The organism is Sphingomonas naasensis (assembly GCF_004792695.1).
Lineage (GTDB): Bacteria > Pseudomonadota > Alphaproteobacteria > Sphingomonadales > Sphingomonadaceae > Sphingomonas > Sphingomonas naasensis.
In genome coordinates, this window is record NZ_SRXU01000009.1 from 130,031 (window position 1) to 155,069 (window position 25,039).

Here is a 25,039-nt window from a genome sequence, read left to right on the forward strand (position 1 = left end):
ATCAGTTCGGGGTCAGCTTGAGCAGCCGGCCCTGCGATTCGCCGCCGTCCTCGAGCAGCCAGAGCGCGCCGTCGGGGCCCTGCTCGACTTCGCGGATGCGCGCGCCCATCGGCCATTGATCGCCCTTCTTCGCGTCGGTGCCGTTGACGTCGACGCGGACCAGCGACTGGCTCGACAGGCCGCCGATGAACAAGTCCCCCTTCCATTGCGGGAACATGCTGCCCGAATAGACGATCAGCCCGCCCGGGCTGATCACCGGGTTCCACCAGACCCTGGGCGCCTCGAATCCGTCGCCCGGACTGTGATCGGGGATCGGCCGGCCGTCATAATGATCGCCGTTCGAGACCTTGGGATAGCCATAGTTGCGGCCCGGCAGGATCAGATTGACCTCGTCGCCGCCCTTGGGGCCCATCTCCTGCTCCCAGAGATTGCCCTGCGCGTCGAAGGCGATGCCGAGCAGGTTGCGATGGCCGTAGGACCAGATCGCGGGATGGAAGCCCTGCGCGGCGAGCGGATTGCCCGGCGCGGGTTTGCCGTCGGGCGTGAGCCGCAGCACCTTGCCCAACGTCATCTTCGGATCCTGCGCCGGATCGAACTTCTGGCGTTCGCCATTGGTGAAGAACAGATATTTGCCGTCGGGCGAGAAGGCGATGCGGCCCGAATAATGGCCGCTACCCTCGACGAAGGGAGTCGCGCGGAACAGTTCGGTGATCCCGGTCAGCGCGGGACGCGCCCCAGGATCGCCGGTCAGCGCGCCGCGCACGAGCACGACGCCCTTGCCGCCTTCGCCCGCGGCCGAATAGCTCAGATAGACATGGTGGCTCTTCGCGAAATCGGGGGCGAGGACGACGTCCATCAGCCCACCTTGGCCGGCCGAATCGACCGGGAAGCTCGCCACCGGCTGCTTCTGCTTGCCGTCGGGCGAGACCAGCAGCAGCGTCCCCGCCTTCTCGGTGACCAGCATCGATCCGTCGGGGAGGAAGGTCATCGCCCAGGGCGCATCGAAATCGGCGACCGGCGTGACCTTGAACGGCAGCCCGCCGGCCGGCGCCGCAGGGGTCGCATTGTCCTGCGCCACTGCGTTGGAGCCGGAATTGCACGCGGCGAGCAACACCGCCGGAAGGAGCATGCGGAGCTTACGCATCGGGAACCCTTTGTTGTTCGCTGGCCGAACCTACATCCCCCAGTTGCGTTCCGCGGTCCAGCCTCGGCGCGCGCATGCCGATCCTTAACCCTTGCGCGGCTACGCAAGCGCGACGCGACGCGACGAGGGGAGGCGGCGGACATGCTCGGCAGACTTGCGGCACGGCTGGGGTTCATCCTGTGCCTGGCACTGACGGTGCGCGGCATCGCCTTCGTCTTCGCGCCGACGCATCCGCAGCCGCCGCGCGTGATCCCCGACGCCACCGCCTTCGCGCCTGGCGATCCGGTGCCGACCAGCCCCGAGATGCGCCGCGCGATCGAACAGGTGAAGGCGAGCGGTGGGGAATCGAACGGGGCGCAGCTCCATTATGGCCGCGGCGAAGCGAGCGTCACGGTGACTCCCGAACAGCTCGCCGCGGCGCGGGCGATCGTCCGGCGCGACCGCGAGGCGATCGACCGGCAGATGGCGCAGATCGAGGCCGAGGAGCGCCCCGACGCCGTGTCGTTCGAGCCGGGGCAGCCGATGGTCGACCCCAACCCCGACGCGCACTGAAGCACGGCCGACGCGCTCAGGCCTCCAGGGTGAACTCGACCAGATCCCAGCGATTGCCGTAGAGATCCTCGAACACCGCGACCTTGCCATAGGGCATGACCGCGGGCGGACGCACGAAGACGACCCCGGCGGCGGTGAAGGCGGCGTGGTCGCGGTCGAAATCGTCGGTGGCGAGGAACAGGAAGACGCGCCCGCCCGCCTGATCGCCGACGCAGCGCGCCTGTTCGGGCGTCGCCGCGCGCGCGAGCAGGATCGTGGTGGCGTCCGCCGTCGCGCCCGGCGGACGGATCGTCACCCAGCGCTTGTCCTGCTCGGGGACGTAGCTGTCCTCGACCAAGGTGAAGCCGAGCTTGCCGACATAGAATGCGAGCGCCGCGTCATAGTCGCGGACGACGAGGGCGATATGCGCGAGATGAGGCATGCGGCGCGGTTCCCCGGCTAGTCGATGATGTGGTCGCGGCCTTCGGCGGTCAGCCGTGCGAGGCCATCCTTCATCGCCTGAAGCTGCTCGGGCGAATGCCCCTGCCATGTCGCGACTTCACCGACTACGCGGAGCGGTTCGCGCGAACGATAGGACTGGGTGGGGTTGCCGGGAAATTTGGTGTCGGTGAGGTTGGGATCGTCGACGAACGCGCCGGTCGGCTCGACGATATAAATGCGCTCGCGGCCTTCGCCGTGCGCGAGCTCGCAGCCCCAGATCGCCGATTCGAGGCGCGCCGAGAAATAGATCCACGACAGCTTCGCCTCACGATAATTGGAGGCGAAGCCGGGTGCGAGCAGATCGCCCGGCTTCAGATCGGCGCGCGTGCCGTGATAAAAGGGCGGCGTGGCGTCGATGGCATAGGTCATCGCGCGACTATCCCGTGCCGGATCGTGCCCGGCAAGCGCCGACGCCACCGCCTGCTGGCAAATGTCTCGCGAAAGCGGGCCGGCGTTCGCCGGCCGGGTTCAATCGGTGCGGAGCGGCCAGCGGCCATGCTCGATATGCGTGGCCTTGCCGACCACGCTTTCGACCAGCAGGATCGCATCGACCGTCCAGCCGATCGGCGCGATTTTCTGCGCGCGCAGTCGATCGCCGCGATAGTTGATCGTGACATGCGGCTCGGGCGTCGTGCCGAGCATCATCGGCGCACGCCGTTCGAGCAGATGGCGGACCAGCGCGGCCTGGAAGGCGCGGGCTTCGACAAGGGGTTCGCGGGTGCGCAGGGTGACCGCCTTGCGATTCTCGATCCGGTCGAAGGCGAGCGGGAAGGGAGGGGCGGAGAAGCTGTCCAGCGCGGCGATGATGCGCGGCAGCCAATCGGCCGGGGCGTAGTGCAGGTCGAACAGCGACATCAGCGTGGCGTGGAGAAGCTCCGGCCCGCGGCCGGGATCGTTGCGCGCGAGCGCGACGATCTGCGCCTGCACGTGCGGAGGCGGTTTGGCCTGGATGTAGAGGGGGTTCCGGGCGCGCATCGCCAGAAGTGTAGCAGATTGGCGCGATGCGCGGGATCGGCGGCATCCCGGTCCCTGGGCGGGAGTCGAGAGCCCGGTCGCACCCTGTGCCCGCGACAGCGCTAAAATGCCGGCCCGGGCGATCGGCTCCTGTTGGATCAAGTGAATATCGGGCCATTCCAAGTAACGATGCAATGCGCGCCATGCCTGGACAAGTATCATCAGGGCGAATCGACGCGGCATTAACCATTGTAAAACAAGCTTCGGATAGGGATCTTCTCAGCCAACTGGCGGAAGAGGGCGATGCAGTTTCCGAACGATATTCAGGCGGCTTTGCTTTTTGATCGACCGCTCTCCAACCTCGAGACGATCGTGCGCGATTTCATGCGGATCGAGGGCGCGCGCACGGGGGCGCAGTTCAATGTGCCCGAATCCAGGCCGGGCAGCTTTTACCGGCTCTATGGCGGCGACAGCTGGATGATCACCTTCGAATATCTCGATCATCCCGCCGATATCGAGGTGTTCCAGCCCGCGCTGCGCTCGACGATCACCGGGATCGTCTGCCCTGACGTCCGTCAGCGGCTGATGCGCAACAAGTCGCACATCCTGATCAACGTTTCGCACGGCGTGCTCGGCAACTCGCCCGAGCTGATGGCGCTGATGGCATCGATCGGGCGCGAGATGGAGGGGCATTCGCTGCCCCAGTTCGTCGACCGGCTCGCGATGTGCGCGATGATCGCGCGGATCGTCTGCGAGCACGCGCCGGCGCAGGCGGTCCACTGGACGCAGAGCGACCAGATCGTTCCGGGCGACAAGTTCGACGTCTATGCCGCCGTGGGAACGGTGCCGAGTCCGCTGCACATTCACCCCTATCTGTTCGGCGATGCACAGAGCGGCAAGGTCGGCATCCGCACCTTCGGCGCGCGCCACTTCATCGGGCGCGAGATCATCGTCGAACCGAGCGTGCTGCCATGGGCCGTCAATTACGAGACGATCCTCACCTTCCTGCGCGTCGCGACGATCAAGGACGGTTACGTCATCCCAGACGGCGATACGTTCGGACCCGAGGATCGCAGCCTGTCCTATCGCGTCCTGCACCGCGAGGCGGGGGCGGACGACGTGCCGCTCTGCGAGCTTCGGCCGTTGCTGTTCCGCGAATATGGCTTCGTGGCGGACGACTATGTCCCGCTCGACAGGGTGATCAACGACCGGGCGCCGCCGCCGGAACTGATGCCCGAGGACGACGAGGACAAGATGGAGCTCGTCAACGAGTGGCGCGAGAAGCGCGCGCTGGCCGAAGCGATCGGCGGCCGCTTCGAAGTGCGCGCGAGGGATTCGGGCGATGGCGGCACGCCCCCGGCGCGGCCGGGCGGGCTGCCGGCGCCGGGCTTTGGCAACCGACCGGTGTTCGGGCGAAGGAAAGCCTAGGTCGCCGGGACTGTGCTGCAACAGCAAGCGCAAGGGAGCAACGCAATGACATTTGGCCGCAAGGGACTTTCCGCAAACCCCGCCCCGTCGCCCAACCCGTCCGCGGGGGCGGTGGCGGCGCCACTGTTCAACGGCATGCAATATGTCGGCATGGTATCGCCGCCGGGCGCCTTTTTGACCGGGCTCAGCGGGCCGCAAATGTGCCTCGGCCCCGGCAATGCGCGTGGCGTCCGCTACGACATGGAGACCAACGAGGGGCCTGGCTATGCCTTCATCTTCCCCAGCTTCGCTTCGATCTGGCTGCACGGTGAAGCCGCCCCGCGCCCGCAAATCCCGACCGAGATGATCGCGGCGCGGGTGCCGGGCTATGCTGCCGGGTCCGCCGCCCTGTTGCGCGGATAGGTCGCGGGCGCCGGCCGTGCTCGCCTCCGGGCCCTCATCCCCGACGTGAACGCTGCCTTCGAAGCTATCCGCGTCCGCGCCGAAATGGGTGGAGAGCTCGTCCGTTTCTGAGAATACTACGCCGCTAGCGCGGCTTGCGGCGCCACAGACGGAGAGTGGCGAGCACCGCCGCCGCGGCCGCAACGACCGCCAGCGCGGCCATCGTGGCGAAGACCGGAACGGCGTCCTCGCCATAGACCACAGCCGCGCGCGCGTCGAAGAAGCGGCCGGCTTCGTCATAGGGCAGCTCCGCGCGGTGCAGGGTCAGCGCGACGAGCAGCGCCGCCAGCACGCAGAGCGCGAAACTGGCGAGCAGCGCGAGTGCCCGTCGCGCCATCGGCTCAGTCGTGCTCGCGTCCGCCCGAGCCCATGTAGAGCTCGCTTCCCGTCTCCTTGAACACCTTGCTCATCTCTTCCATGCCCTTGAGCGCGGCGGCCTTGCTGGCGGCTGCGGTTTCGGCGCCGGTCGGGCCGGTGGCGAGGAAGCCTTCGACGCCCTGATTCTGCTTGTTGGCGAAGGCGCGGACTTCCTGGCTGATCTGCATCGAGCAGAATTTGGGGCCGCACATCGAGCAGAAATGCGCGGTCTTGGCGCCTTCGGCCGGCAGGGTCTGGTCGTGATATTCCTCCGCCGTGTCGGGATCGAGTGACAGGTTGAACTGGTCGCGCCAGCGGAACTCGAAGCGCGCCTTTGACAAGGCATTGTCGCGGACCTGCGCGGCGGGGTGGCCCTTGGCGAGATCGGCAGCGTGGGCGGCGAGCTTGTAAGTCACCACGCCGACCTTGACGTCGTCGCGGTCCGGCAGCCCAAGGTGCTCCTTGGGGGTGACGTAGCAGAGCATCGCAGTGCCGTACCAGCCGATCATCGCGGCGCCGATGCCGCTGGTGATATGGTCATAGCCGGGCGCGATATCGGTGGTGAGCGGCCCCAATGTGTAGAAGGGCGCCTCGCCGCAGACCTCGAGCTGCTTGTCCATATTCTCCTTGATCTTGTGCATCGGCACATGGCCGGGGCCTTCGATCATCACCTGGACGTCCTGCTTCCACGCGCGGTGGGTGAGCTCGCCCAAAGTGTAGAGCTCGCTGAACTGGGCTTCGTCATTGGCGTCGGCGATGCTGCCGGGGCGCAGGCCGTCGCCGAGGCTGTAGGCGATGTCATACGCCTTCATGATCTCGGTGATCTCGTCGAAGTGCTCGTAGAGGAAGCTCTCCTTGTGGTGCGCGAGGCACCATTTCGCCATGATCGAGCCGCCGCGCGAGACGATGCCGGTGACGCGCTTGGCGGCCATCGGGATGTAGCCGAGCCGCACGCCGGCATGGATGGTGAAATAGTCGACGCCCTGCTCGGCCTGCTCGATAAGGGTGTCGCGGAAGATCTCCCAGGTCAGGTCCTCGGCGACGCCGCCAACCTTTTCAAGGGCTTGATAAATGGGGACTGTCCCTATCGGCACGGGGGCGTTGCGGAGGATCCATTCGCGGGTGTCGTGGATGTTGCGGCCGGTGGAGAGGTCCATCACCGTGTCGGCACCCCAGCGGATCGACCAGACCATCTTGTCGACCTCGGACGCGACGGTCGAGGCGACGGCGCTGTTGCCGATATTGGCGTTGATCTTGACGAGGAAGTTGCGGCCGATCGCCATCGGCTCGCTTTCGGGGTGGTTGATGTTGTTGGGGATGATCGCGCGGCCCCTCGCCACCTCATCACGGACGAATTCGGGGGTGACGTAATCGGGGATCGACGCGCCGAAGGACTCGCCGTCGCGGGAAAGAGCGACTGTCCCCATTTTTGCGCGGCCGAGATTCTCGCGCTCGGCGACATATTCCATCTCGGGGGTGATGATGCCGCGGCGGGCGTAGTGCATCTGGGAGACGTTCGCGCCGGGCTTCGCACGCAGCACTTGTTTCCGCACATTGGGGAAGGGCTGGACGCCGCCGCTGCGGTCGGGGCCGAGCTGGCCGTTATCCTCGGGGCGGACCTCGCGCTGGGCGACTTCCTCGACATCGCCGCGGGCGCGGATCCAGTCGCGGCGGATCTCGGGCAGGCCGGCCATGATGTCGATCCGGGCTTGCGGGTCGGTATAGGGGCCCGAGGTGTCGTAGACACGGATCGGCGGCTCGCCCGACGACGGCTCAAGGTCGATCTCGCGCATCGCGACGCCGAGCGGGCCGACATGGATCTTTCGCGAGCCGCGGATCGGGCCGGTGGTGACCTTGAGCTCGGTGCGGGCGGGGATATCGGCCATTCGTCTCTACTCCTCAGACGGGAGAGGACGGTCGTCTGGCGCGGCCGCTCCCTCCCTACGCCGGTGTCAGCCGGATCAGGTTCAGCGGGTCGAGGGCTGCGGCCCTCCTCTCAACCGCTGCGCCAGCGGTCCCCCGGGGATGCAGGGGTCTTAGGCCGATGGGCGCGCGAGGGGAAACGAAAAAGGGCGCCCGGCCATGCGGCGGGCGCCCTCTCTGTGCCTTGCCGGCGGATCAGAGCGTGTTCTTGACCTGATTTTCGACGCGGGCGTCGTCATCATGATCGGCCTTGTCGGCCGCGGCCTCGCCGCGATCCTCGACATTGTCGGCCTGCGCCTCGAGCGCGTCGTGGAGCTGGTCGTTGCCGGCCGCGGCGGCGGCATCGGCCTGGTTCTCGAGCGCGTCGGCGTGGTTGTCGGCCATGGCCTCGATGTTCGCGGCGGCCTGATCGTCGGCATTCTTGCCGCACGCGCCGAGCGCGAGCAGCCCGGCGGCAGCGACGGTCGCCTTGAGCAGAATCTTCATGGAGTTCCCCTTATGGTTTCGCGGGCCCGCCAAAGCGGGCCTCGCGCACCAATCGCCGAAACCCCGCGAGGTTCCGCGTGCCGCGGGCGGGGGAAGCCGCCCAAGCGGGCTTACTTGATCTTGGCTTCCTTGAACTCGACGTGCTTGCGCGCGACGGGATCATACTTGCGGAAGGAGAACTTCTCGGTCTGGGTGCGCGGATTCTTCTTCGTGACGTAGAAGAAACCCGTGTCCGCCGTGCTGACGAGCTTGATCTTGACAGTGGTCGGCTTGGCCATGACCCGAAACCCTTGAATCGTGCGAAAAGAAAAGAGCGGCACGCACGGGCGCACCGCTGTCAGGCCGCGGCGGATGCGCGAATCGGGCGCAAAAGTCAAGGCAGCCTGTCCGTACATACACCAAATCTGTAGAAGCGACCGCGGGGGGAGCCGACCATGCGCACGAATCGTCGGGAATTCCTGGCCGCAACGACAGCCGGGATCGCGGCGGCCAGCCTGGGCGCGCCGGCAGACGGCCGACCTCAGGCGCCCATACGCAGGATCGCGACCGAAGAGGCCTTCGCCACACCCGAGCTCGTCAAGGCATGGCTCGCGATCGCGCGCGCCGAGCCCGGGTCGAGCCTCGATGTGCCGACCGGCATTCTCTCGATCTTCGACAATCCGCGCCCGGGTTCGAACCAGGATCGCTTTCGCCGGCAATTGCTCGATCTCGACGCCGAACGCCTCGCCGACATGGAGGCGGCGGGCGTCGACATGCAGATACTCTCGGTCACCATTCCAGGTGTCCAGATGTTCGAGCCCGATATGGCCAGCGCACTCGCCATCACCACCAACGATCATCTCGCGGCGGCGATCGCGCGCCATCCCCGACGCTTCGCCGGCCTGGCCTGCTTCGCGCCGCAGGACCCGGTGCGGGCGGTTCGCGAGATGGAGCGCGCCGTGAAAATGCTCGGGCTGAACGGCTTCATCGTCAATTCGCACACCGGCAACCTGTATCTCGACGACGCCCGCTTCGCGCCGATCCTGGAGGCGGCGCAGGCGCTTGACCGGCCAATCTACCTTCACCCACGCGCGCCGTCGAACGGCATGGCCGGGCCGTTTCGCGACTATAGCATGGGCGGCTCCATCTGGGGCTTCGGAGTCGAGGCCGGAACGCATGCCGTCAGGCTGATCCTCAGTGGCGTTTTCGATCGATACCCGCGCCTGCGCATCGTCCTCGGCCATATGGGCGAGGCGCTGCCGTTCTGGATGTGGCGCCTGGACCACATGGCGGTGCGCCGCGCCAAGGACGGGCGGATGAAGCCGCTGGCGCTTGCCCCGAGCGCCTATTTCCGGCGAAACATCGCAGTGACGACCAGTGGCTTCGAAGCCCCCGAAGTGTTGGAGCTGGTCATCAAGACCGCAGGGATCGAGAACGTGATGTGGGCGATCGACTATCCCTATGAAAATTCCCGGGACGCGGTGGCCTTCATCGATGGGGCGCGACTGACTCCCGCGCAGCGCAGCAGCATCCTCCATCGCAATGCGGAGCGGCTTTTTCACATCGAATGAGCAATGTCGCGCAGGCGACGACCGTCCTTGGGTTTCGTTCCAGCCGAGAGGCCGGCGCGACACTCACCGGCGATCACAGTCATCGGAAAATAGCCATGGCGGCGCGCGGAGCCCTTCCTATATGGCGTTCGTTGGGCACCCGTATCGTTTCCGGAGGAACACATGGCAGACACCAAGGCGGCGCTTCAGACGCCCACCGATCTCAACCGCAACGACACCAAGAGCGTGGCCGATGCGCTGAACAGCGCGCTGGCCGACTGCTTCGCGCTCTATTTCAAGACCAAGAACTTCCACTGGCACGTCTCGGGCCCGCATTTCCGCGACTATCACCTGCTCATGGATGACCAGGCCGCGCAGATCTATGGCGTAACCGACGCGATCGCCGAGCGCGTCCGCAAGACCGGCAACGTCACGCTCCGCTCGATCGGCGACATCGCGCGCCGCCAGACGCTCAAGGACAATGACGCCGATTATGTCGCTCCGGGCGACATGCTCGCCGAGCTGCGCGACGACAATCTCAAGCTGGTCGAGAGCTTCCGGGCAGTGAAGCAGGCCGCCGAGGATGCCGGCGACAACGCCACCAGCGGAATCGTCGACGAATGGACCGATCAGGCCGAGGAGCGCGCCTGGTTCCTGTTCGAGGCCAGCCGCAAGGGCTGATCGACGGAATAATCGAGTCGAAAGGGCCGGGGCGCGATCCCCGGCCCTTTTTGCGTCTGTGCCCGGTTACATGATCGCGGCGAGGTCGGTCTCGACCTTCTTGAGCATCTCGTCGGTGAGTTTGCCGTCCGACATCGGCTGGACCGCGCGCAGGCTCATGCTCTTGAAAAACTCGTAGGACGGATGGGTGGCGATGCCGGGCAGGTCGGCGTCGAGCACTGCCTTGGCCTTGGGATCGCCGACGAGCGTCTCGATCGGGGTGTCGAGATTGAACTTCGCCGCGGCAGGCTTGGCAGCGGGCGCAGGTGCGGTTGCAGTCTGGGCGAAGGCGGCAGGGGTGAGCAGCGCGAGCGCGGCGGCGGCCGGAACGATGAACTTCATGTGAGCGAACCTTCTGCCCAGGGACCGGCATGCCGCCGGCGGCGCGAATCTAACCGCAGTTTCGTGGCGGCGCCATTGCAGTGCCGCAGCCGCGGTTTCGCCATCGCCGGCGGCTATGGCATGCTGAATCGACCCCAAGCGGAGCGGCGCCATGTATGTCTGCGGACTGGTGATTCCCGTACCGGCGGAACGCATCGAGGCCTATCGCCGATGGGCCGAGAATGGCGCGGCCTTCTTCAGGGAATATGGCTGCCTCGAGATCGTCGAGTGCTGGGAAGATTTCGTCCCCGAGGGCAAACAGACCGATTTCCGCCGCGCCGTCGCCGCAGAGCCGGGCGAGAAGATCGTGTTCACGTGGCAGATCTGGCCCGACAAGGCGTTTTTCGAAGCCGCCGAAGCCCGGATGCACGACGACCCGCGGATGGACAGCGCCGGCGAACCACCGTTCGATGCGCGCCGGCTGATCCTCGGCTGCTTCACGCCGATCGTCGCGATGGGAAGGGATTAGCGCAGCGCCGATGGCCCCAGCGTCAGCAGCCAGAGGTCGGGCGGGGCGCCGAGGCGGAAGGGTCCGCCGCTGGCGCCGAGGCCGGCGGTGACCACAACAGTGCGGCCGGGCTCGCGCGCGACACCGCAGCGATAGCGGGCGCCGTAGCGCGAGACCTCCGAAATCGGCCCGAGCCATGGCAGCAACACCTGCCCGCAATGGGTGTGGCCGGCGAGCAGCAGCGACACGTCGGCGGGAAGCGCGGGCGCGATGTCGGGTGAGTGCGTGAGTATCAGCCTTGCGCCAGCGAGGCGCCGCATCGCCCGGAGCGTCGCGGGCAGATCCGCGTGCCCGGTGAAATCGTCGCCAGCGACTGCGATCGCCAGCGGCCCGCGGATCACGGCACCGTTGTCGACTACGGCGATGCCGGCGCGCCGGAGTTGATCGCGCACTGCGCTCGCGCCGGTCCAGTGATCGTGATTGCCAAGCGCGGCGATCACCCCGAGCCGCGGCCGCAGTCTCGCGAGCGGTGCGACCATCTGCTCGCCGAGCCGCGTGGCACTGCCGGGCGCATGGCCGAAGATGAAGTCGCCGGCGATCAAGACGATGTCGGGATGCAGCGCGTTGATCTGGTCGACGATTCGCCCGAGCCTCGCCGGCCCCATCGCGGCGGTACCGATATGGATGTCGCTGAGCAGCACGGTGCGGACCGGCGGCGCGCCCTCGGGCCAATGCGGCAGCGCGATCGTTGCGGTGCGGACCACGGGATCGCGGCGTGCCTCGATGAAGCTGTAGCCGGCGAGCAGAATTGGGGCGAGCAGCAATAGTCCGATCGCGATACCCCAGCGCTTCATCCGCATCCCTCCGCTCATCGCGACAACTCGTAACGGGAGCGCAAGCGTCATGCTATGCGTTGCGCGACCATGCGCGCTTTTGCCGATCTGCTCGACGCTCTGATCTACACTCGCTCGCGCAACGCCAAGCTGCGGCTGATCGGCGATTATCTGAGGGGCACGCCCGATCCCGACCGCGGCTGGGCGATGGCAGCGCTGACCGGGAGCCTCGACCTGCCGGCGATCAAGCCGGCACTGGTGCGCGCGCTGGTCGAGGCGCGCGTCGATCCGGTGCTGTTCGCGCTGAGCCGCGACTTTGTCGGCGATTCGGCCGAGACGATTGCCCTGCTCTGGCCCGCGCCCGAGGTGCCGCCGGGGGACGGCACGCCGCTGACGCTCTCCGAGGTGGTGCGCGTGCTGGGGACGATCTCGAAGTCCGATGCGCCGGCGGCGCTGGCGGCGATGCTCGACCGGCTCGAGGCCGATGAGCGATTCGCCCTGCTCAAGCTGGCGATGGGCGCGCTGCGGGTCGGGGTGTCGGCGCGGCTGGCCAAGACCGCGCTCGCGCAGGCCTTCGGGCTCGACGTCGATGCAGTGGAGGAAGTGTGGCACGGGCTCGTCCCGCCCTATGCGCCGCTGTTCGACTGGGCCGAGGGGCGCGGGACCCAGCCGACTCCCGATAATGTCCCCGTGTTCCGGCCGTTCATGCTCGCGCATCCCCTCGAAGAGGCCGAAGTCAGCCTCGACGACTATGCTGCCGAGTGGAAATGGGACGGGATCCGGGTGCAGCTCGTCCATGTCGCGGGCGAGACCCGGCTCTACAGCCGGGCGGGCGACGACATCACCCACAGTTTCCCCGAAGTGGCGAAGGCGTTCGCTACACCCGGCGTGCTCGACGGCGAATTGCTGGTGAAGGGCAGCGCGCAGGGCGGCGAAGGCGGCGCGGGGAGCTTCAATGCGCTGCAGCAGCGGCTGGGGCGCAAGCTGGTCTCTGCGAAGACGCTCGCCGAATATCCGGCGTTCGTGCGGCTCTACGACATATTGTTCGACGGGCTGGAGGATCTGCGCGGCTTGCCCTGGTCCGAGCGGCGGGTGCGGCTCGAGGCTTTTGCCGCCGGGCTTGATGCCGAGCGGTTCGATGTCTCGGCAGTGATCGAGGCGGCGGACTTCGCCGCGCTCGAAGAGATCCGCGCCGGCGCGCGCGACGCGGCGATCGAGGGGGTGATGCTCAAGCGGCGCGATTCGCCCTATGTCACCGGGCGGCGCGCGGGTCTGTGGTACAAATGGAAGCGCGATCCGCTGACCGCCGATTGCGTGCTGATGTATGCCCAGCGCGGCAGCGGCAAGCGCTCGTCCTTCTATTCGGATTATACTTTCGGCGCGTGGACCGAGGGCGGGGAGCTGCTCCCCGTCGGCAAGGCCTATTTCGGCTTCACTGACGAGGAGCTCAAATGGCTCGACCATTATGTCCGCAACCACACGGTCAATCGCTTCGGGCCGGTGCGCGAGACCGACAAGTCGCTGGTGCTCGAAGTGGCGTTCGATTCGATCCATGAATCGAAACGCCACAAATCGGGGCTGGCGATGCGCTTCCCGCGGATCAGCCGGATCCGCAACGACAAGCCCGCGCAGGAGGCGGACACGATCGCCGCGCTGCGGAAGCTCGCGACCTAGGCCTTGCTTGCTTCGATCTTGCTGCCGTCGGCGCGCTCGAGGACGAAGCCGGTGACGGCGCCGTTGGCCGAGACGAAGCGCAGCCGCGTCCGCGGATCGCGCTCGAGCGCGAACAGATCGCCGCCGAGCGGGACCAGCGCGCTCTTCGGGCCGCCGTCGCGCTGGAAGATGAGCCCGGCGCCCTCGACCGCGATCGAGCGCTCGCCATAGCGGCCGGCATAGGCGGCGAGGGCAAGCGCCGGCGCGGCGCGGGCGATGCGGGCGGCGTGGACCGCGGCGGCCCATTCGAGCTCGGTGCGAAGCGGACCCTGCGCCTTGCCCGCGAGGTTGGTCAGCGCGTCCTGCTGGGCGCGATCGAGCGCGAGATCCGGCGCCACCGCGAGCCTGGGCGGCACGCCTTTGGCCTCCCAGTCGCTGCCGTCGGGAAGCTCGGGGCGCCCGACCGAGACGCTGAGCACGAATCCGCCGGGGATCGGATAGCTATCGTTGCGATAGCCGGCGCCGGCAGTGGTCTCTCCGACCAGCGTTCCGAAGCCGAAACCCTTGACGTGCGAGGCGAATTCCTCGGCGGCCGAGGCCGAACGCCCGCTGGTCAGGACATAGACGGGCTTGCCGGTGATGCGTCCGCCGGCGACCTCGGCATCGGCGTTGGACACGGTCGGCTTCTCGTCGCGCATATGGAAGGTGACGAGCTTGGCGCCGGCGGGGACGAAATAGCTGGCGAGGCGGCGGACCGCGTCGGGGCTGCCGCCGCCATTGGTGCGCAAGTCGATGACGATCGCATCGCCGCCGCGCAGGAACGCCATCGCGGTGTCGATCGCGGCCTGGCTCTCGGCGCCGGTCCACATGAAGCCGTCATAACGAAGCAGCCGGACATTGCCGGGGAGCACGCGCAGCTCGGTGACGCCGTGATTGTTGCGATGCGCGAGATCGCGGAAGAATTGCGCTTGCTCGCCATCGTCGTCGCCCTGTCCGCCGGGCTTGAGCTCGGCGGCGACCTGCGGATTGAAGCTGATGCCGAGATGCTTGTCGTGCGCGACGGCGTCGAGATCCGCGTTGATGCGGCTGGCCAGCTCCTGCGGATCGGTAACGGTGTAGCGGCCGCTCGCCAGCCCTTTGGCGAGCGCGGCATCGAGCGCGGGGCGGCGCTCCTTGAGCACGTAATTCTCGCGCAATGTCTTGCGGACCGCCTCGACCGTGGCGCGCGAATCGAATTTTACGGCGGTCTGGGCCTGGGCCGGCATGGCGACCAAAGCGAACGGGGCCGCGGCGGCGATCGCCCCGGCCAGCAACAAACTACGCATCGAACTTCCTCCCGAAGTCTGCCGGTATCGCCCCGGCCGACGCCCCTGCTGCCAGTCTGCGCTGGCCTGCGCGCCGTTGCGGAGGCATATTTGCGCGATCGCGCGCACATTTCTGGCACGCGAAGGGAGATGATCGCCGGAATATGGGCGCGCTGCGCGACACGCTCGATTTGCGTATCCTCGATATGCTCCAGCACGATGCGCTGCTCACCGCAGACGCGCTCGCGCAGCGTCTGCCGCTCTCGGCCTCGGCGATCGCGCGGCGGATCCGCCGGCTGCGCGATAGCGGGGCGATCACCGGCGATGTCGCGGTGCTGTCGGAGGAGATCGGGCCGTTCCTCTCGGCGGTGGTGCAGGTGCAGATGGACCGGCACGCGCTCGCCGCGGTCGAGGCACTGCGACGGCGGCTCGGCGCGAGCCCCCATGTCCAGCTGTTCCTCGACGTGTCGGGAGCCTTCGACCTGCTGCTGCTGGTGACGGTGCGCGACATGGCGGCGTTCAACGAATTCGCCGACACGATGCTCGGCAGCGACCCGGTAGTGCGGCGCTACGAGACCAGCTTCGTCAAACGCCGGCGCAAGTTCAGCCTCGCCTTGCCGCTCGACATCGACGCCGGATGAACTGGGCGGACGCGAACCCGGTCTGGCTGGCGCCGGCGATGATGATCGCCTCGGGCTCGATCCACGCGGTGGTCAACGCCATCCTCAAGGGCGGCAAGGACAAGATGGCGGGGCGCGCGGTGATCGACGGATCGAGCGCGGTGCTGATGCTGCCGGCGACTCTGCTGGTGCCGCTGCCCGACGGGGCATGGGGCTGGCTGGCGAGCACGGCGCTGCTCCATTGCGCCTATCTCTACGCGCTGGTCCGCGCGTTCGAGACGAGCGACTTCTCGGCGGCCTATCCGATCCTGCGCGGCACCGCGCCGCTGGTCACCGCGGCGCTGGCGATCGGGGTGTTCGGCGAGCCGGCGAGCGGACGCGAGCTTGCCGGGATCGCGCTGATCGGCGCGGCGATGTTCGTGATGGTCAGCGGCCGGCACATCAGCCGCGCGGGGCTCGGCTGGGCTTTGTTCACCGGCGTGACGATCGCCGGCTATACCGTGATCGATGCGCATGGCGTGCGCGCGGCGCCGACTCCGCTGAGCTTCATCGTCTGGATGTTCGTGCTGATGGGCAGCCTGACCACGACGATGTTCGCTTTGCTGTCGCGCGGGGCGATCTTCGCCACGGCGCGGACGCAGTGGCGGCCGGGCGTCGCGGCGGGGGCGCTGTCGGTGCTGACCTATGGGCTGGCGCTGAGCGCGTTCGCGCGCGGGCCGACCGCGCCGCTCGCCGCGTTGCGCGAGACGGGGATGGTGACCGCGCTGCTGATCGCGACATTCTTCCTCAAGGAGCGCGTGACGTTCGGGCGCGCGGCGGGGGTGCTCGGAATTCTCGGCGGCGCGGTGCTGATCCTCACGCGGTGACGGGGGCGGCGCGCAGGCAGGCACAGGCCTTGAGGTGCAAGGCGAGTTCGGCGGCGGGACACGCGACCGTGCCCGCGAGCCAGAGCCGCAGCATCGTCCATAAAGCGGCGGCAACGGCGGCCGATCGCAGCGCGGCCGGCGCGCCGGGTTCGAGCCGGGCCGCGATCATCGCCGCGAGCCGGGCCTCGAGCATGCGCCCGGTGCGGCCTTCGAGGAGCCGGCGCGCGAAGCCGCGCTGTCGCCAGACATGGTCGAGCATCGCACGCAGCTGGGCCGGGCTGGCGCGGTCGAGCGCGGCGGCGGCGAGAGTCTGCAGGACGGGCTCGGTGGCGGCGACGAGGACGTCGTCCTTGCCGCGGAAATGCTCGTAGAAGGTCGAGCGGCCGATGCCCGCCGCGGCGATCAGATCGGCGGTGCGAATCGCGTCGTAGCGGCGGCTGAACAACAGCTCCGTGAACGCGCCGAGGATCGCGGCGCGGGTGCGTTCGGCGCGGGGATCATTGCCTTGCATCCGGCCCTCCGCCGCCGGGTCTAGCGCATCGCGGCGGCAGCGCGCCGGACTTTTGCGGGGGTTCGTCCGGAAAGGCCGATTCGCGGCGCATTGTTCCTCGCGCACCGCGCGCCGCCACGGCAGGATGCACGCGGAAAAGCAGGAGTGGACGAATGAGCGAAGCGCACCGCGTAGTGGCGATTCTGCCGAGCGACGATCTCGATGCGAGCGAGCGCTTCTATGCGCGGCTCGGCTTCGCGGTGGTAAGCGACCACGGCCATTACCGCATCCTCGCCGACGGGCGCGGCTGGCATCTCCATCTCAACCGGATGCCGGGGTGGCCGCGCAACGTCGAGGACAATCCGTTCGGCCTCTATCTCTATGTCGAGGATGTCGATGCCATCGCTGATCGCGTCCGCGAGCTGATCATCGCGCCCGGCACGCCGCACGCCAGGCCATGGGGGACGTACGAGTTCGCCGTGAGCGATCCAAGTGGGACGCTGGTGCGGGTGGGGCGGGTGTTGGAGTAGCGCGGCGCCACGCGTTGCCGCCGGCAACGAAAAAGGCCGGACGTTTCCGCCCGGCCCCTTCGTGATTCGGTTCGCTGAGATCAGCTGCCCGGCGTCAGGTTCACCGCCGCATACTTGCCGCGACGATCGACCTCGAGTTCGAACTCGAGCCGGTCGCCCTCGTTGAGCGTCGGCATGCCGGCGCGCTCGACGGCGCTGATGTGCACGAACGCATCGGGCTGGCCGTCGTCGCGCTGAATGAAGCCGAAGCCCTTCATCGCGTTGAAGAACTTGACCGTTCCGGTCGCCTTCTCGCCAGTCAGCTGACGCTGCGGGCCGCCGGCGCCACGGGCGCCGCCTGCCGCATCGCGATCGCGCGGCGGGCCGCGGTCCTCGACCGGCATCGGCTCGCCCTCGATCTTGAGATCGGTGGCCGAGATGCGGCCGCCGCGATCGACGAGCGTGAAGCCCATCGGTTGGCCTTCCGCCAAACCGGTCAGGCCGGCCTGCTCGACTGCCGAAATGTGCACGAACACGTCCTCGCCGCCGTCATCGCGGACGACGAAGCCGAAGCCCTTTTGTGCGTTGAAGAATTTGACTACGCCAGTCGCCTCGCCGACGACCTGGGGGGGCATACGGTTGCCGCCGCCGAAGCCGCCGCCACCACCGCCGCCGCCGAAGCCGCCACCACCGCCGCCGCCGCGATAACCACCACCGCCGCCGCCGCCGAAGCCGCCGCCACCACCGCCGAAGCCGCGGTCACCACCGAAGCCGCCGCCGCCGCCGAAGCCGCCACGATCCCCGTAGCTGCTGCCGCCGAAACCGCCCTCGTCGCCGAAACCGTCGCGCTTGTCTCTGCCGCGCCCGCCGCGATCACCACGGCGCCCTCGATCAAAACTCATGCCCTGTTCGTCTTCCCGGTTCGCCCATACTCCAATCAAAACCCAAGCGTCGGACGAAAAACGCAGGTGTTCGGGCACAAAAAACAGCGCCACGGAATCGGCCATAGCCCAAAATCGTACAGCGCGCGAACGAAAATCGACTTGATTAAGGCAGATTCGTCCGGGAGCCATGCTTGCGCCCCGCTCCGGCGCGCGGCAGACCGGGCTTGATGGAAGCAATCCTCGCACTGCTCGCCAGTCCCGCCGCCTGGGCTGCACTCGTCACCTTGATCGTGATGGAGGTGGTCCTCGGCATCGACAATCTCATCTTCATTTCGATCCTGTCGAACAAGCTTCCCGAAGGGCAGCGCCAGAAGGCGCGGCGCGTGGGGATCAGCCTCGCATTGGTGATGCGGCTGGCGTTGTTGACGATGATCGCGTGGATCGTGGGGCTGACGGCGCCGGTGTTCGACCTCGGCATCGTCGGGCCGCTCGACGCGCATGGCGAGCCCGCGTTCGAAACGCGCTTCTCGTGGCGCGATCTGATCCTGCTCGCGGGCGGGCTGTTCCTCGTGTGGAAGGCGACCACCGAAATCCATCATTCGGTCGATTCGGGGGCGCACGACACCGACGATCTGCTCGACAAGAAGAAAGTGGTGTCGATCACCTTCACCGCCGCGATCGTGCAGATCCTGCTGCTCGACATCGTGTTCTCGATCGATTCGATCCTGACCGCGGTCGGCATGACCGAGCATGTCGAGATCATGTACGTCGCCGTGGTCTTCGCGGTGACGGTGATGCTCCTCGCCGCCGACCCGCTCGCCAACTTCATCAACCGCAACCCGACGGTGGTGATGCTCGCGCTCGGCTTCCTGTTGATGATCGGCATGGTGCTGATCGCCGAGGCGTTCGGCGCGCATGTTCCCAAGGGCTATATCTATACCGCGATGGCCTTTTCGGCGGCAGTCGAGGGACTCAACATCTGGTCGCGGCGCGCGAAAGAGCGGCGGGCGGCGGCGAATCAGCCGCGTTCAACCCATTGAGGCGCGGAGCGAACAAGTCTAGGCGGTCGGCATGACCGTGCACTTCCACGAAGAAGACCTGCCCGAAGGCGTGTTCGCACCGGGCGCCGCGATTGCCGTCGACACCGAGACGATGGGGCTCATCACCCCGCGCGACCGGCTGTGCGTCGTCCAGCTGTCGGACGGCAGCGGCGACGAGCATCTCGTTCGATTCGGCCCGCGCTCGTCCTACGACGCGCCCAATCTGCGGGCGGTGCTCGCCGATCCCGAACGGCTCAAGCTCTATCACTTCGCGCGCTTCGATCTTGCCGCGATCCGCTTCTATCTCGGCGTGACCGCGGCGCCGGTCTATTGCACCAAGATCGCCTCGCGGCTGGTGCGCACCTATACCGACCGGCACGGCCTCAAGGACCTCGTTCGCGAGCTGCTCGGCCAGGAAATCTCCAAGCAGCAACAGTCTTCGGACTGGGGCGGCCCCGAGCTCTCGGACGCGCAGAAGGAATATGCCGCGTCCGACGTGCGCTATCTCCACGCGATGAAAGAGGAACTCGACCGGCGCCTCGAGCGTGAAGGCCGCATGCCGCTCGCCCAGGCCGCTTTCGAATTCCTGCCCTGGCGCGCAGAGCTGGATCTCGCCGGCTGGCCCGAGGTGGATATCTTTGCGCATATCTAGCGCCCCGCCCACGACGTCCTATCTCGCGGGCATGGCACGCCATGTCTGAAGTCGCCGCACGCCTCCGCTCGCAGAAGCGCGGCTGGGCACATCCCGGCAGCAGCCATGATCGCATCGTGCGCCTTGGGCTGATCCTGCTCCCGATCGGCATCGGCGTGCTCGCGGCATTCCTTGTAGTGGCGCCGCTCATGATGGGCGGCGACATGAGCTTCGTGCTCGACAAGAACAAGGTCGACGTCTCGCCCGAGCGGCTGCGTATCGACGCTGCCGAATATCGCGGCGCCGACGCCAAAGGGCGGCCTTTTCATCTGCACGCGGGATCCGCGGTGCAGCGGAGTTCGTTCGAGCCCATCGTGAAGCTCAACGACCTTTCCGCCGAGATTCGGCTCGACACCGGACCGGCCTCGCTCCGCGCCGAGCGCGGGCATTACGACATGGCCAACCAGAAGGTCGCGATCGAGGGTCCGCTCAAATTCCAGACGTCCGACGGCTATGTGCTCAACACCCATGACGCGACGGTCGATCTGAAGAGCCGGCGGCTCGAAAGCGGAGGTGCGGTGACCGGCAATACCCCATCCGGCGTGTTCAGTGCGAACAGGCTCAGCGCCGATCTCGAACAGCGCACCGTATCGCTAACCGGCAATGCCCGCTTGCGGATCCTGCCCAACCGCGCAAATAGGCAGTGATGCACCGCGGCCCCGCTCTGTATGCGTTCGCGCTCCCGCTGATCTTCGCCGCGGCGGTGCCCGCCGTCGCGCAGACGCGTCACAATTCCTCGGCGCCGATCGACGTCGCCTCGGATCGTATCGAGCTGCAGGATCGCGCCAACCGCGCGCTGCTGAGCGGCAATGTGAAGATCACCCAGGCCGAGATGACGCTCACCGCGGCACGCGTGACCGTCACCTATACCGGGCAGGTCAGCGACGGCTCGCCGCAGGTCTCGCGACTCGACGCGTCGGGCGGGGTCACCGTGAACCGGCCGGATCAGAGCGCGCGCGCGCAATTCGCGGTCTACGACCTCAATCGCCGGGTGATCACGATGATCGGCGGCGTGACGCTGCGCCAGGGCGCGAACACCGTTTCGGGCGGGCGGCTGTCGATCGACCTCGATACCGGCCGCGCGACGATCGACGGATCGGGCGTGCGCGGGTCGACCAGCGCGACTCCGGGGCAGCCCGGGGTGCAGAGCTCGGGCGGGCGAGTCACCGGCCGCTTCTCGGTGCCCAAGCGGCAGGGCGAGCAATAGCAGGCGAGTAAGCGGCGTTTTTCAACGCCCTGACGCAGTTTCGCTTTTCATCTTCGTCATTCTCTTGCAGGAATCCTGCCAACTACGCCCTATATGCGGGCGTGATTGAAACGGTTCGTGCAGGAAAGCCTATGAACGACGTAGCCATGCTCGAGCACCCCGTCGCCGATCCGGCGCCGTTGCCCGACAAGGGGCTCGCGGTCGTCTCGATCGCCAAATCCTATGACAAGCGCGTGGTGCTCACCGACGTCTCGGTCTCGGTGGGGCGCGGCGAAGTCATCGGACTGCTCGGGCCGAACGGCGCGGGCAAGACGACCTGCTTCTATTCGGTGATGGGGCTGGTGAAGCCCGACAGCGGCCGCATCATGCTCGACGGCGAGGATATCACCAAGCTGCCGATGTATCGCCGCGCGATCCTCGGCCTCGGCTATCTGCCGCAGGAAACCTCGATCTTCCGCGGCATGACCGTGGAGAACAATATCCGCGCCGTGCTCGAGCTCGCCGAGCCCGACAAGGCGGCGCGGCAGGCGCGGCTCGACCAATTGCTCGACGAGTTCGGCCTGACGCGCCTCCGCGCCGCCCCGGCGATGGCGCTTTCGGGCGGCGAGCGGCGCCGCGCCGAGATCGCCCGCGCGCTCGCCGCCGATCCGACGATCATCCTGCTCGACGAGCCGTTCGCGGGGATCGATCCGATCTCGATCTCGGACATTCGCGAGCTCGTGATCCAGCTCAAGAACCGCGGGATCGGCGTGCTGATCACCGATCACAATGTCCGCGAGACGCTCGACATCGTCGACCGCGGCTACATCATCTATGACGGCCGCGTGTTGTTCGCCGGCTCGCCCGACGATCTGGTGCGCGACGAGAATGTCCGCCGCCTCTATCTCGGCGAGAGCTTCGAGCTGTAACCTGCGATGAGTCTCGCGCCTCGCCTCGACCTGCGCCAGTCGCAATCGCTGGTGATGACGCCGCAGCTCCAGCAGGCGATCAAGCTGCTGGCGCTGTCGAACCTCGAGATCGAAACGTTCATCGCCGAGGAGATCGAGAAGAATCCGCTGCTTGAATCGCAGGGCAGCGGCAGCGACGAGACGCCAGACGTGCCGGCGGCCGAGCCCGAAGCTGATTTCGAGGGCGCGCGCGACGGGCCGGCCGATGCCAGCGAGCTGATCGCCGGCGGCGGCGAGGCGGCGGGCGAGGCGGCGCTCGACGTCGATTTCGCGGCCGAGACCTTCCACCATGACAGCCCTGCCGATTCGATCGGCGGGCTCGACGGTAGCCTCGGCATCTCGGGCAGCGGCGGCGGCTCCGAGGACGGTCCCGATTTCGACAATATGGGCGCCTCGGCGCTCAGCCTCGCCGACCATCTGATGGCGCAGGCGGGAGCGAGCGTCGACGGCGCCGATCTGTTCATCGCCGCGCATCTGATCGATCAGATCGACGAGACCGGCTATCTCACGGCGCCGCTGCTCGATATCGCCGGCCGACTCGGCGTGCCGCTCGCGCGAGTCGAGGCAGTGCTGGCGACGGTCCATACCTTCGATCCCACCGGGGTGGGCGCGCGCAACCTCGCCGAATGCCTCGCGCTGCAGGCGAAGGAAGCAGATCGCTACGATCCGTGCATGGCGCGGCTGATCGACAATCTCGAGCTCGTCGCGCGCGGCGACCTCGCGCGCCTGAAGCGGCTGTGCAACGTCGACGACGAGGATCTGGCGGACATGATCCGCGAACTGCGCAACTATGACCCCAAGCCGGGCTGCCGCTATGGCGGCGAGCCGACGCTGGCGGTGGTCCCCGACATCTTCGTCGCGCGCCGCGGTGCCGGCTGGGCAGTCGAGATCAACGCCGCGACCTTGCCCAAATTGCTGGTCAACCGCGCTTATTATGCCGAGATCTCGGCGGGTCCGCAGGACAAGGCGAGTAAGGCGTGGATGTCCGACATGCTCGCCAGCGCCAACTGGCTGGTCAAGGCGCTCGACCAGCGCCAGCGCACGATCATCAAGGTGGCGAGCGAGATCGTGAAGCAGCAGGAGGCGTTCTTCCTCCACGGCGTCGCGCATCTCAAGCCGATGACGCTGCGCCAGGTCGCCGATGTGATCGAGATGCACGAATCGACGGTGAGCCGGGTCACCAGCAACAAATATCTGAGCTGCGCGCGCGGGCTGTTCGAGCTCAAATATTTCTTCACCAGCGCGATCCAGTCGGCCGATGGCGGCGACGCGGTTTCGGCCGAGGCAGTGAAGAGCGCGATCCGTGCGCTGATCCAGGCCGAGGACCCGCGCAAGATCCTGTCGGACGACACCTTGGTCGAGATGCTCAACGCCAAGGGCTTCGACATCGCGCGGCGCACCGTCGCCAAATATCGCGAGGCGATGGGGATCGGCAGCTCGGTCCAGCGGCGGCGGCAAAAGGCGCTCGAAGGCGTCGGTTAAGACGCGGTTGGCGACGAATCTGCCGGAGAGTCCCGCGCCGTAAGACTCCGTAGAGCCGTTCTTCCTATAATGAGGGAATGAGCGCGACCTTCTCCATCGACGCCGAGCCCGAGCGCGATCTGATCCGGATCGCCATGGCGGGTCTGTTCACGCCCGAAGACATCCAACGCTTCTATGCCGAGCGCGCGGCCGCGCACGCGAGGCTCACCTGCGCGCGCAACGCGCACCTGACGATCAACGATCTGCGCGAGATGAAAATCCAGCCGCAGGACAGCGTCGCCGAATTCCAGCAGATGCTCGGCGCGCCCGAATATCGCTCGCGCCGGCTCGCCTTCGTGATCGGCCGCACGCTGGCGCGCAGCCAGCTTCAGCGCGCGCTCACCGGGCGCAGCAACGATACGCGGTGCTTCGACACGGTGGTCGAGGCCGAGGCGTGGCTGTTCCAGGGCGCGATTGCGGGATCGCTTCGCGCGGCGGGCTGATATCCGCGCGCTCACCGCGCCTGATCCTATTCCGCGGCGAGCAGCGATTCGGCTCCGCCCAGATCGACCGACACCAGCCGGCTCACCCCGCGCTCGACCATCGTCACGCCGAACAGCCGGTGCATCCGGCTCATCGTCGCGGCGTTGTGGGTGACGATCAGATAACGCGTCGCGGTCTCGCGGGTCATCGCCTCGAGCAAGTCGCAGAAGCGCTCGATATTGGCGTCGTCGAGCGGCGCATCGACTTCGTCGAGCACGCAGATCGGCGCCGGATTGGTCAGGAACAGCGCGAAGATCAGCGCCACCGCGGTCAGCGCCTGCTCGCCGCCGGACAGCAACGTGAGCGACTGAAGACGTTTGCCCGGCGGCTGCGCCATGATCTCGAGCCCGGCCTCGAGCGGATCGTCCGAATCGATCAACTGGAGATGCGCCTGCCCGCCGTTGAACAAAGTGGTGAACAGCCGGCGAAAATGCTGGTCGACTGCCTCGAACGCGGCGAGCAGCCGCTGACGCCCCTCGCGGTTGAGCGTTCCGATCGAGCCGCGCAGCCGGTTGACCGCCTGCGCCAGCTCGTCGCGCTCGGCTGCGTTGCCCATGAACACCGCCTCGAGCTCGGCGAGCTCGGTCTCGGCGACGAGGTTGACCGGTCCGATTCGCTCGCGATCTATGTTGAGCTTCTCGTGCGCTGCCGATTCCTCCTGCGGGCTGCGGACATCGCCGTCCTGGAAGCCGGCCTTTTGCGGGAGCAAAGGCGGCGGGCATTCGAAGCGTTCGCCCGACAGCCGCCCCATCTCGATCCGCCGCATCTCCTGGTTCTCGGCCCGCGCGCTCGCCCCGGCCCGGGTCTCGCGCGCTTCCGCCAGCGCCTCGTTGGCGACGCGGACCGCGCCCTCGGTCGCGCGCAACGCGCTTTCGGCGTCGCGCTCGGCCGCCTGCGCCGTCGCCGATTCGACGCGCGCCGCCTCGGTCGTCGCCTCCGCCTCGGCCACCGCGGCATCGAGCTCGGCGGGCCGCGCGGCGATTCGCGCGCTCTCCTCGGCCAGCTCGGCGGCGCGCTTCTCCATCTCGTTCGCCCGCCGCGCCGCTTCGCCCGCGCGCGACTTCCAGCTGCGCGTCTCGGCCGTCGCGGCGGCGAGCCGTTCGCGCGCCTGCGCGATCTCGCGCTCGAGCGTCCCGCCCTCGCCCCGC

At 67.5% G+C, this 25,039-nt stretch carries 32 protein-coding genes and 1 riboswitch; of the genes, 18 read left to right on the forward strand and 14 right to left on the reverse strand.

Annotation, left to right across the window (positions count from 1 at the left end; genetic code table 11):
- Window position 1: 1 nt before the first annotated feature.
- Window positions 2-1,144, reverse strand: a complete 1,143-nt coding sequence (locus tag E5A74_RS18345; protein WP_135987079.1) for a PQQ-dependent sugar dehydrogenase — start codon at window positions 1,142-1,144, stop codon at window positions 2-4.
- A gap of 141 nt (window positions 1,145-1,285) precedes the next feature.
- Between E5A74_RS18345 and E5A74_RS18350 the strand changes: the two genes are divergently transcribed.
- Window positions 1,286-1,696 (forward strand): hypothetical protein, encoded by a 411-nt coding sequence (locus tag E5A74_RS18350; protein ID WP_135987080.1) that lies wholly within the window; start codon window positions 1,286-1,288, stop codon window positions 1,694-1,696.
- A gap of 16 nt (window positions 1,697-1,712) precedes the next feature.
- Here E5A74_RS18350 and E5A74_RS18355 read toward each other — a convergent pair whose 3' ends face one another.
- The 3 genes from E5A74_RS18355 to E5A74_RS18365 all read right to left on the reverse strand — a co-directional run bounded on the left by E5A74_RS18355 (window position 1,713) and on the right by E5A74_RS18365 (window position 3,151).
- The gene (locus E5A74_RS18355; protein WP_135987081.1) at window positions 1,713-2,117 is read right to left on the reverse strand and encodes a VOC family protein; all 405 of its coding nucleotides are present in this window, start codon (window positions 2,115-2,117) and stop codon (window positions 1,713-1,715) included.
- A gap of 17 nt (window positions 2,118-2,134) precedes the next feature.
- Window positions 2,135-2,545 carry an NAD(+)--rifampin ADP-ribosyltransferase gene (gene arr / locus E5A74_RS18360; protein ID WP_135987082.1) on the reverse strand — a complete coding sequence of 137 codons (411 nt, stop codon included), beginning with the start codon at window positions 2,543-2,545 and terminating at the stop codon, window positions 2,135-2,137.
- A gap of 99 nt (window positions 2,546-2,644) precedes the next feature.
- On the reverse strand, window positions 2,645-3,151 hold the full coding sequence (locus E5A74_RS18365; protein ID WP_166745745.1) for a 2'-5' RNA ligase family protein: 507 nt from the start codon (window positions 3,149-3,151) through the stop codon (window positions 2,645-2,647).
- Window positions 3,152-3,324: 173 nt separating this feature from the next.
- On the opposite strand from E5A74_RS18365, the gene E5A74_RS20995 reads away from it, so the two are divergent.
- From E5A74_RS20995 to E5A74_RS18375, 3 genes are read left to right on the forward strand one after another with little or no spacing between them, the layout of a single operon-like run.
- Window positions 3,325-3,474 (forward strand): hypothetical protein, encoded by a 150-nt coding sequence (locus tag E5A74_RS20995; RefSeq protein ID WP_166745746.1) that lies wholly within the window; start codon window positions 3,325-3,327, stop codon window positions 3,472-3,474.
- Entirely contained in the window at window positions 3,464-4,558 is a 1,095-nt protein-coding gene (locus E5A74_RS18370; protein WP_135987084.1) for a hypothetical protein, read from the forward strand. Before E5A74_RS20995 ends, E5A74_RS18370 begins: the two co-directional genes overlap by 11 nt.
- 45 nt (window positions 4,559-4,603) lie before the next feature.
- Window positions 4,604-4,960 (forward strand): hypothetical protein, encoded by a 357-nt coding sequence (locus tag E5A74_RS18375; protein ID WP_135987085.1) that lies wholly within the window; start codon window positions 4,604-4,606, stop codon window positions 4,958-4,960.
- 124 nt (window positions 4,961-5,084) lie between these two features.
- Here E5A74_RS18375 and E5A74_RS18380 read toward each other — a convergent pair whose 3' ends face one another.
- From E5A74_RS18380 to rpmG, 4 genes are all read right to left on the reverse strand, one after another.
- Window positions 5,085-5,336, reverse strand: a complete 252-nt coding sequence (locus tag E5A74_RS18380; protein WP_135987086.1) for a hypothetical protein — start codon at window positions 5,334-5,336, stop codon at window positions 5,085-5,087.
- Window positions 5,337-5,340: 4 nt separating this feature from the next.
- Window positions 5,341-7,242, reverse strand: coding sequence for a phosphomethylpyrimidine synthase ThiC (thiC, locus tag E5A74_RS18385; protein ID WP_135987087.1), 1,902 nt, complete (start codon window positions 7,240-7,242; stop codon window positions 5,341-5,343).
- A 48-nt stretch (window positions 7,243-7,290) separates the two neighbouring features.
- Window positions 7,291-7,382: riboswitch (TPP riboswitch) on the reverse strand.
- Window positions 7,383-7,474: 92 nt separating this feature from the next.
- Window positions 7,475-7,765: a hypothetical protein gene (locus tag E5A74_RS18390; protein WP_135987088.1), complete on the reverse strand. Its 291-nt coding sequence runs from the start codon at window positions 7,763-7,765 to the stop codon at window positions 7,475-7,477.
- Window positions 7,766-7,875: 110 nt separating this feature from the next.
- On the reverse strand, window positions 7,876-8,043 hold the full coding sequence (rpmG, locus tag E5A74_RS18395) for a 50S ribosomal protein L33 (RefSeq protein WP_135987089.1): 168 nt from the start codon (window positions 8,041-8,043) through the stop codon (window positions 7,876-7,878).
- A 156-nt stretch (window positions 8,044-8,199) separates the two neighbouring features.
- Here rpmG and E5A74_RS18400 point away from each other — a divergent pair, with 156 nt between their 5' ends.
- A complete protein-coding gene (locus tag E5A74_RS18400; protein ID WP_135987123.1) occupies window positions 8,200-9,315 on the forward strand; it encodes an amidohydrolase family protein in 1,116 nt (371 codons plus the stop codon).
- Between the two features lie 162 nt (window positions 9,316-9,477).
- Window positions 9,478-9,975: a Dps family protein gene (locus E5A74_RS18405; protein WP_135987090.1), complete on the forward strand. Its 498-nt coding sequence runs from the start codon at window positions 9,478-9,480 to the stop codon at window positions 9,973-9,975.
- Window positions 9,976-10,041: 66 nt separating this feature from the next.
- On the opposite strand, the gene E5A74_RS18410 is transcribed toward E5A74_RS18405, so the two are convergent.
- The gene (locus E5A74_RS18410) at window positions 10,042-10,356 is read right to left on the reverse strand and encodes a hypothetical protein (RefSeq protein ID WP_135987091.1); all 315 of its coding nucleotides are present in this window, start codon (window positions 10,354-10,356) and stop codon (window positions 10,042-10,044) included.
- Window positions 10,357-10,507: 151 nt separating this feature from the next.
- Here E5A74_RS18410 and E5A74_RS18415 point away from each other — a divergent pair, with 151 nt between their 5' ends.
- The gene (locus E5A74_RS18415; protein WP_135987092.1) at window positions 10,508-10,864 is read left to right on the forward strand and encodes a DUF1428 domain-containing protein; all 357 of its coding nucleotides are present in this window, start codon (window positions 10,508-10,510) and stop codon (window positions 10,862-10,864) included.
- On the opposite strand, the gene E5A74_RS18420 is transcribed toward E5A74_RS18415, so the two are convergent.
- Window positions 10,861-11,697: a metallophosphoesterase gene (locus E5A74_RS18420; protein ID WP_135987093.1), complete on the reverse strand. Its 837-nt coding sequence runs from the start codon at window positions 11,695-11,697 to the stop codon at window positions 10,861-10,863. The two genes, E5A74_RS18415 and E5A74_RS18420, sit on opposite strands and share 4 nt — an antisense overlap.
- A gap of 69 nt (window positions 11,698-11,766) precedes the next feature.
- On the opposite strand from E5A74_RS18420, the gene E5A74_RS18425 reads away from it, so the two are divergent.
- Window positions 11,767-13,350 carry a cisplatin damage response ATP-dependent DNA ligase gene (locus tag E5A74_RS18425; RefSeq protein ID WP_135987094.1) on the forward strand — a complete coding sequence of 528 codons (1,584 nt, stop codon included), beginning with the start codon at window positions 11,767-11,769 and terminating at the stop codon, window positions 13,348-13,350.
- On the opposite strand, the gene E5A74_RS18430 is transcribed toward E5A74_RS18425, so the two are convergent.
- The gene (locus tag E5A74_RS18430) at window positions 13,347-14,654 is read right to left on the reverse strand and encodes a S41 family peptidase (protein WP_135987095.1); all 1,308 of its coding nucleotides are present in this window, start codon (window positions 14,652-14,654) and stop codon (window positions 13,347-13,349) included. The genes E5A74_RS18425 and E5A74_RS18430 overlap by 4 nt on opposite strands.
- A 143-nt stretch (window positions 14,655-14,797) precedes the next feature.
- Here E5A74_RS18430 and E5A74_RS21000 point away from each other — a divergent pair, with 143 nt between their 5' ends.
- Both E5A74_RS21000 and E5A74_RS18440 read left to right on the forward strand, forming a co-directional pair.
- Window positions 14,798-15,274, forward strand: a complete 477-nt coding sequence (locus E5A74_RS21000) for an Lrp/AsnC family transcriptional regulator (RefSeq protein WP_166745747.1) — start codon at window positions 14,798-14,800, stop codon at window positions 15,272-15,274.
- Window positions 15,271-16,119, forward strand: a complete 849-nt coding sequence (locus E5A74_RS18440; protein WP_135987097.1) for a DMT family transporter — start codon at window positions 15,271-15,273, stop codon at window positions 16,117-16,119. The genes E5A74_RS21000 and E5A74_RS18440 overlap by 4 nt, the downstream gene beginning before the upstream one ends.
- On the opposite strand, the gene E5A74_RS18445 is transcribed toward E5A74_RS18440, so the two are convergent.
- Window positions 16,109-16,630, reverse strand: a complete 522-nt coding sequence (locus tag E5A74_RS18445; RefSeq protein WP_135987098.1) for a TetR/AcrR family transcriptional regulator — start codon at window positions 16,628-16,630, stop codon at window positions 16,109-16,111. The two genes, E5A74_RS18440 and E5A74_RS18445, sit on opposite strands and share 11 nt — an antisense overlap.
- Before the next feature lie 152 nt (window positions 16,631-16,782).
- On the opposite strand from E5A74_RS18445, the gene E5A74_RS18450 reads away from it, so the two are divergent.
- Window positions 16,783-17,139, forward strand: coding sequence for a VOC family protein (locus E5A74_RS18450; protein WP_135987099.1), 357 nt, complete (start codon window positions 16,783-16,785; stop codon window positions 17,137-17,139).
- Between the two features lie 80 nt (window positions 17,140-17,219).
- Here E5A74_RS18450 and E5A74_RS21385 read toward each other — a convergent pair whose 3' ends face one another.
- Window positions 17,220-18,020: a cold-shock protein gene (locus E5A74_RS21385; RefSeq protein ID WP_166745767.1), complete on the reverse strand. Its 801-nt coding sequence runs from the start codon at window positions 18,018-18,020 to the stop codon at window positions 17,220-17,222.
- 209 nt (window positions 18,021-18,229) lie between these two features.
- Here E5A74_RS21385 and E5A74_RS18465 point away from each other — a divergent pair, with 209 nt between their 5' ends.
- The 7 genes from E5A74_RS18465 to E5A74_RS18495 all read left to right on the forward strand — a co-directional run bounded on the left by E5A74_RS18465 (window position 18,230) and on the right by E5A74_RS18495 (window position 23,851).
- Window positions 18,230-19,042: a TerC family protein gene (locus tag E5A74_RS18465; protein WP_135987100.1), complete on the forward strand. Its 813-nt coding sequence runs from the start codon at window positions 18,230-18,232 to the stop codon at window positions 19,040-19,042.
- A gap of 31 nt (window positions 19,043-19,073) precedes the next feature.
- On the forward strand, window positions 19,074-19,694 hold the full coding sequence (locus E5A74_RS18470; protein ID WP_135987101.1) for a ribonuclease D: 621 nt from the start codon (window positions 19,074-19,076) through the stop codon (window positions 19,692-19,694).
- 41 nt (window positions 19,695-19,735) lie between these two features.
- Window positions 19,736-20,380 carry an LPS export ABC transporter periplasmic protein LptC gene (lptC, locus tag E5A74_RS18475; protein WP_135987102.1) on the forward strand — a complete coding sequence of 215 codons (645 nt, stop codon included), beginning with the start codon at window positions 19,736-19,738 and terminating at the stop codon, window positions 20,378-20,380.
- Entirely contained in the window at window positions 20,380-20,940 is a 561-nt protein-coding gene (locus E5A74_RS18480; RefSeq protein WP_135987103.1) for an LptA/OstA family protein, read from the forward strand. Before lptC ends, E5A74_RS18480 begins: the two co-directional genes overlap by 1 nt.
- 131 nt (window positions 20,941-21,071) lie before the next feature.
- Entirely contained in the window at window positions 21,072-21,848 is a 777-nt protein-coding gene (gene lptB, locus E5A74_RS18485) for an LPS export ABC transporter ATP-binding protein (RefSeq protein ID WP_135987104.1), read from the forward strand.
- A gap of 6 nt (window positions 21,849-21,854) precedes the next feature.
- Window positions 21,855-23,369: an RNA polymerase factor sigma-54 gene (gene rpoN, locus E5A74_RS18490; protein WP_135987105.1), complete on the forward strand. Its 1,515-nt coding sequence runs from the start codon at window positions 21,855-21,857 to the stop codon at window positions 23,367-23,369.
- 77 nt (window positions 23,370-23,446) lie between these two features.
- A complete protein-coding gene (locus tag E5A74_RS18495; RefSeq protein ID WP_135987106.1) occupies window positions 23,447-23,851 on the forward strand; it encodes a hypothetical protein in 405 nt (134 codons plus the stop codon).
- Between the two features lie 26 nt (window positions 23,852-23,877).
- Here the strand turns inward: E5A74_RS18495 and E5A74_RS18500 are convergent.
- Window positions 23,878-25,039 (reverse strand): coiled-coil domain-containing protein (locus E5A74_RS18500; RefSeq protein ID WP_476712818.1); only part of this gene is annotated, 1,162 nt, incomplete at its 5' end.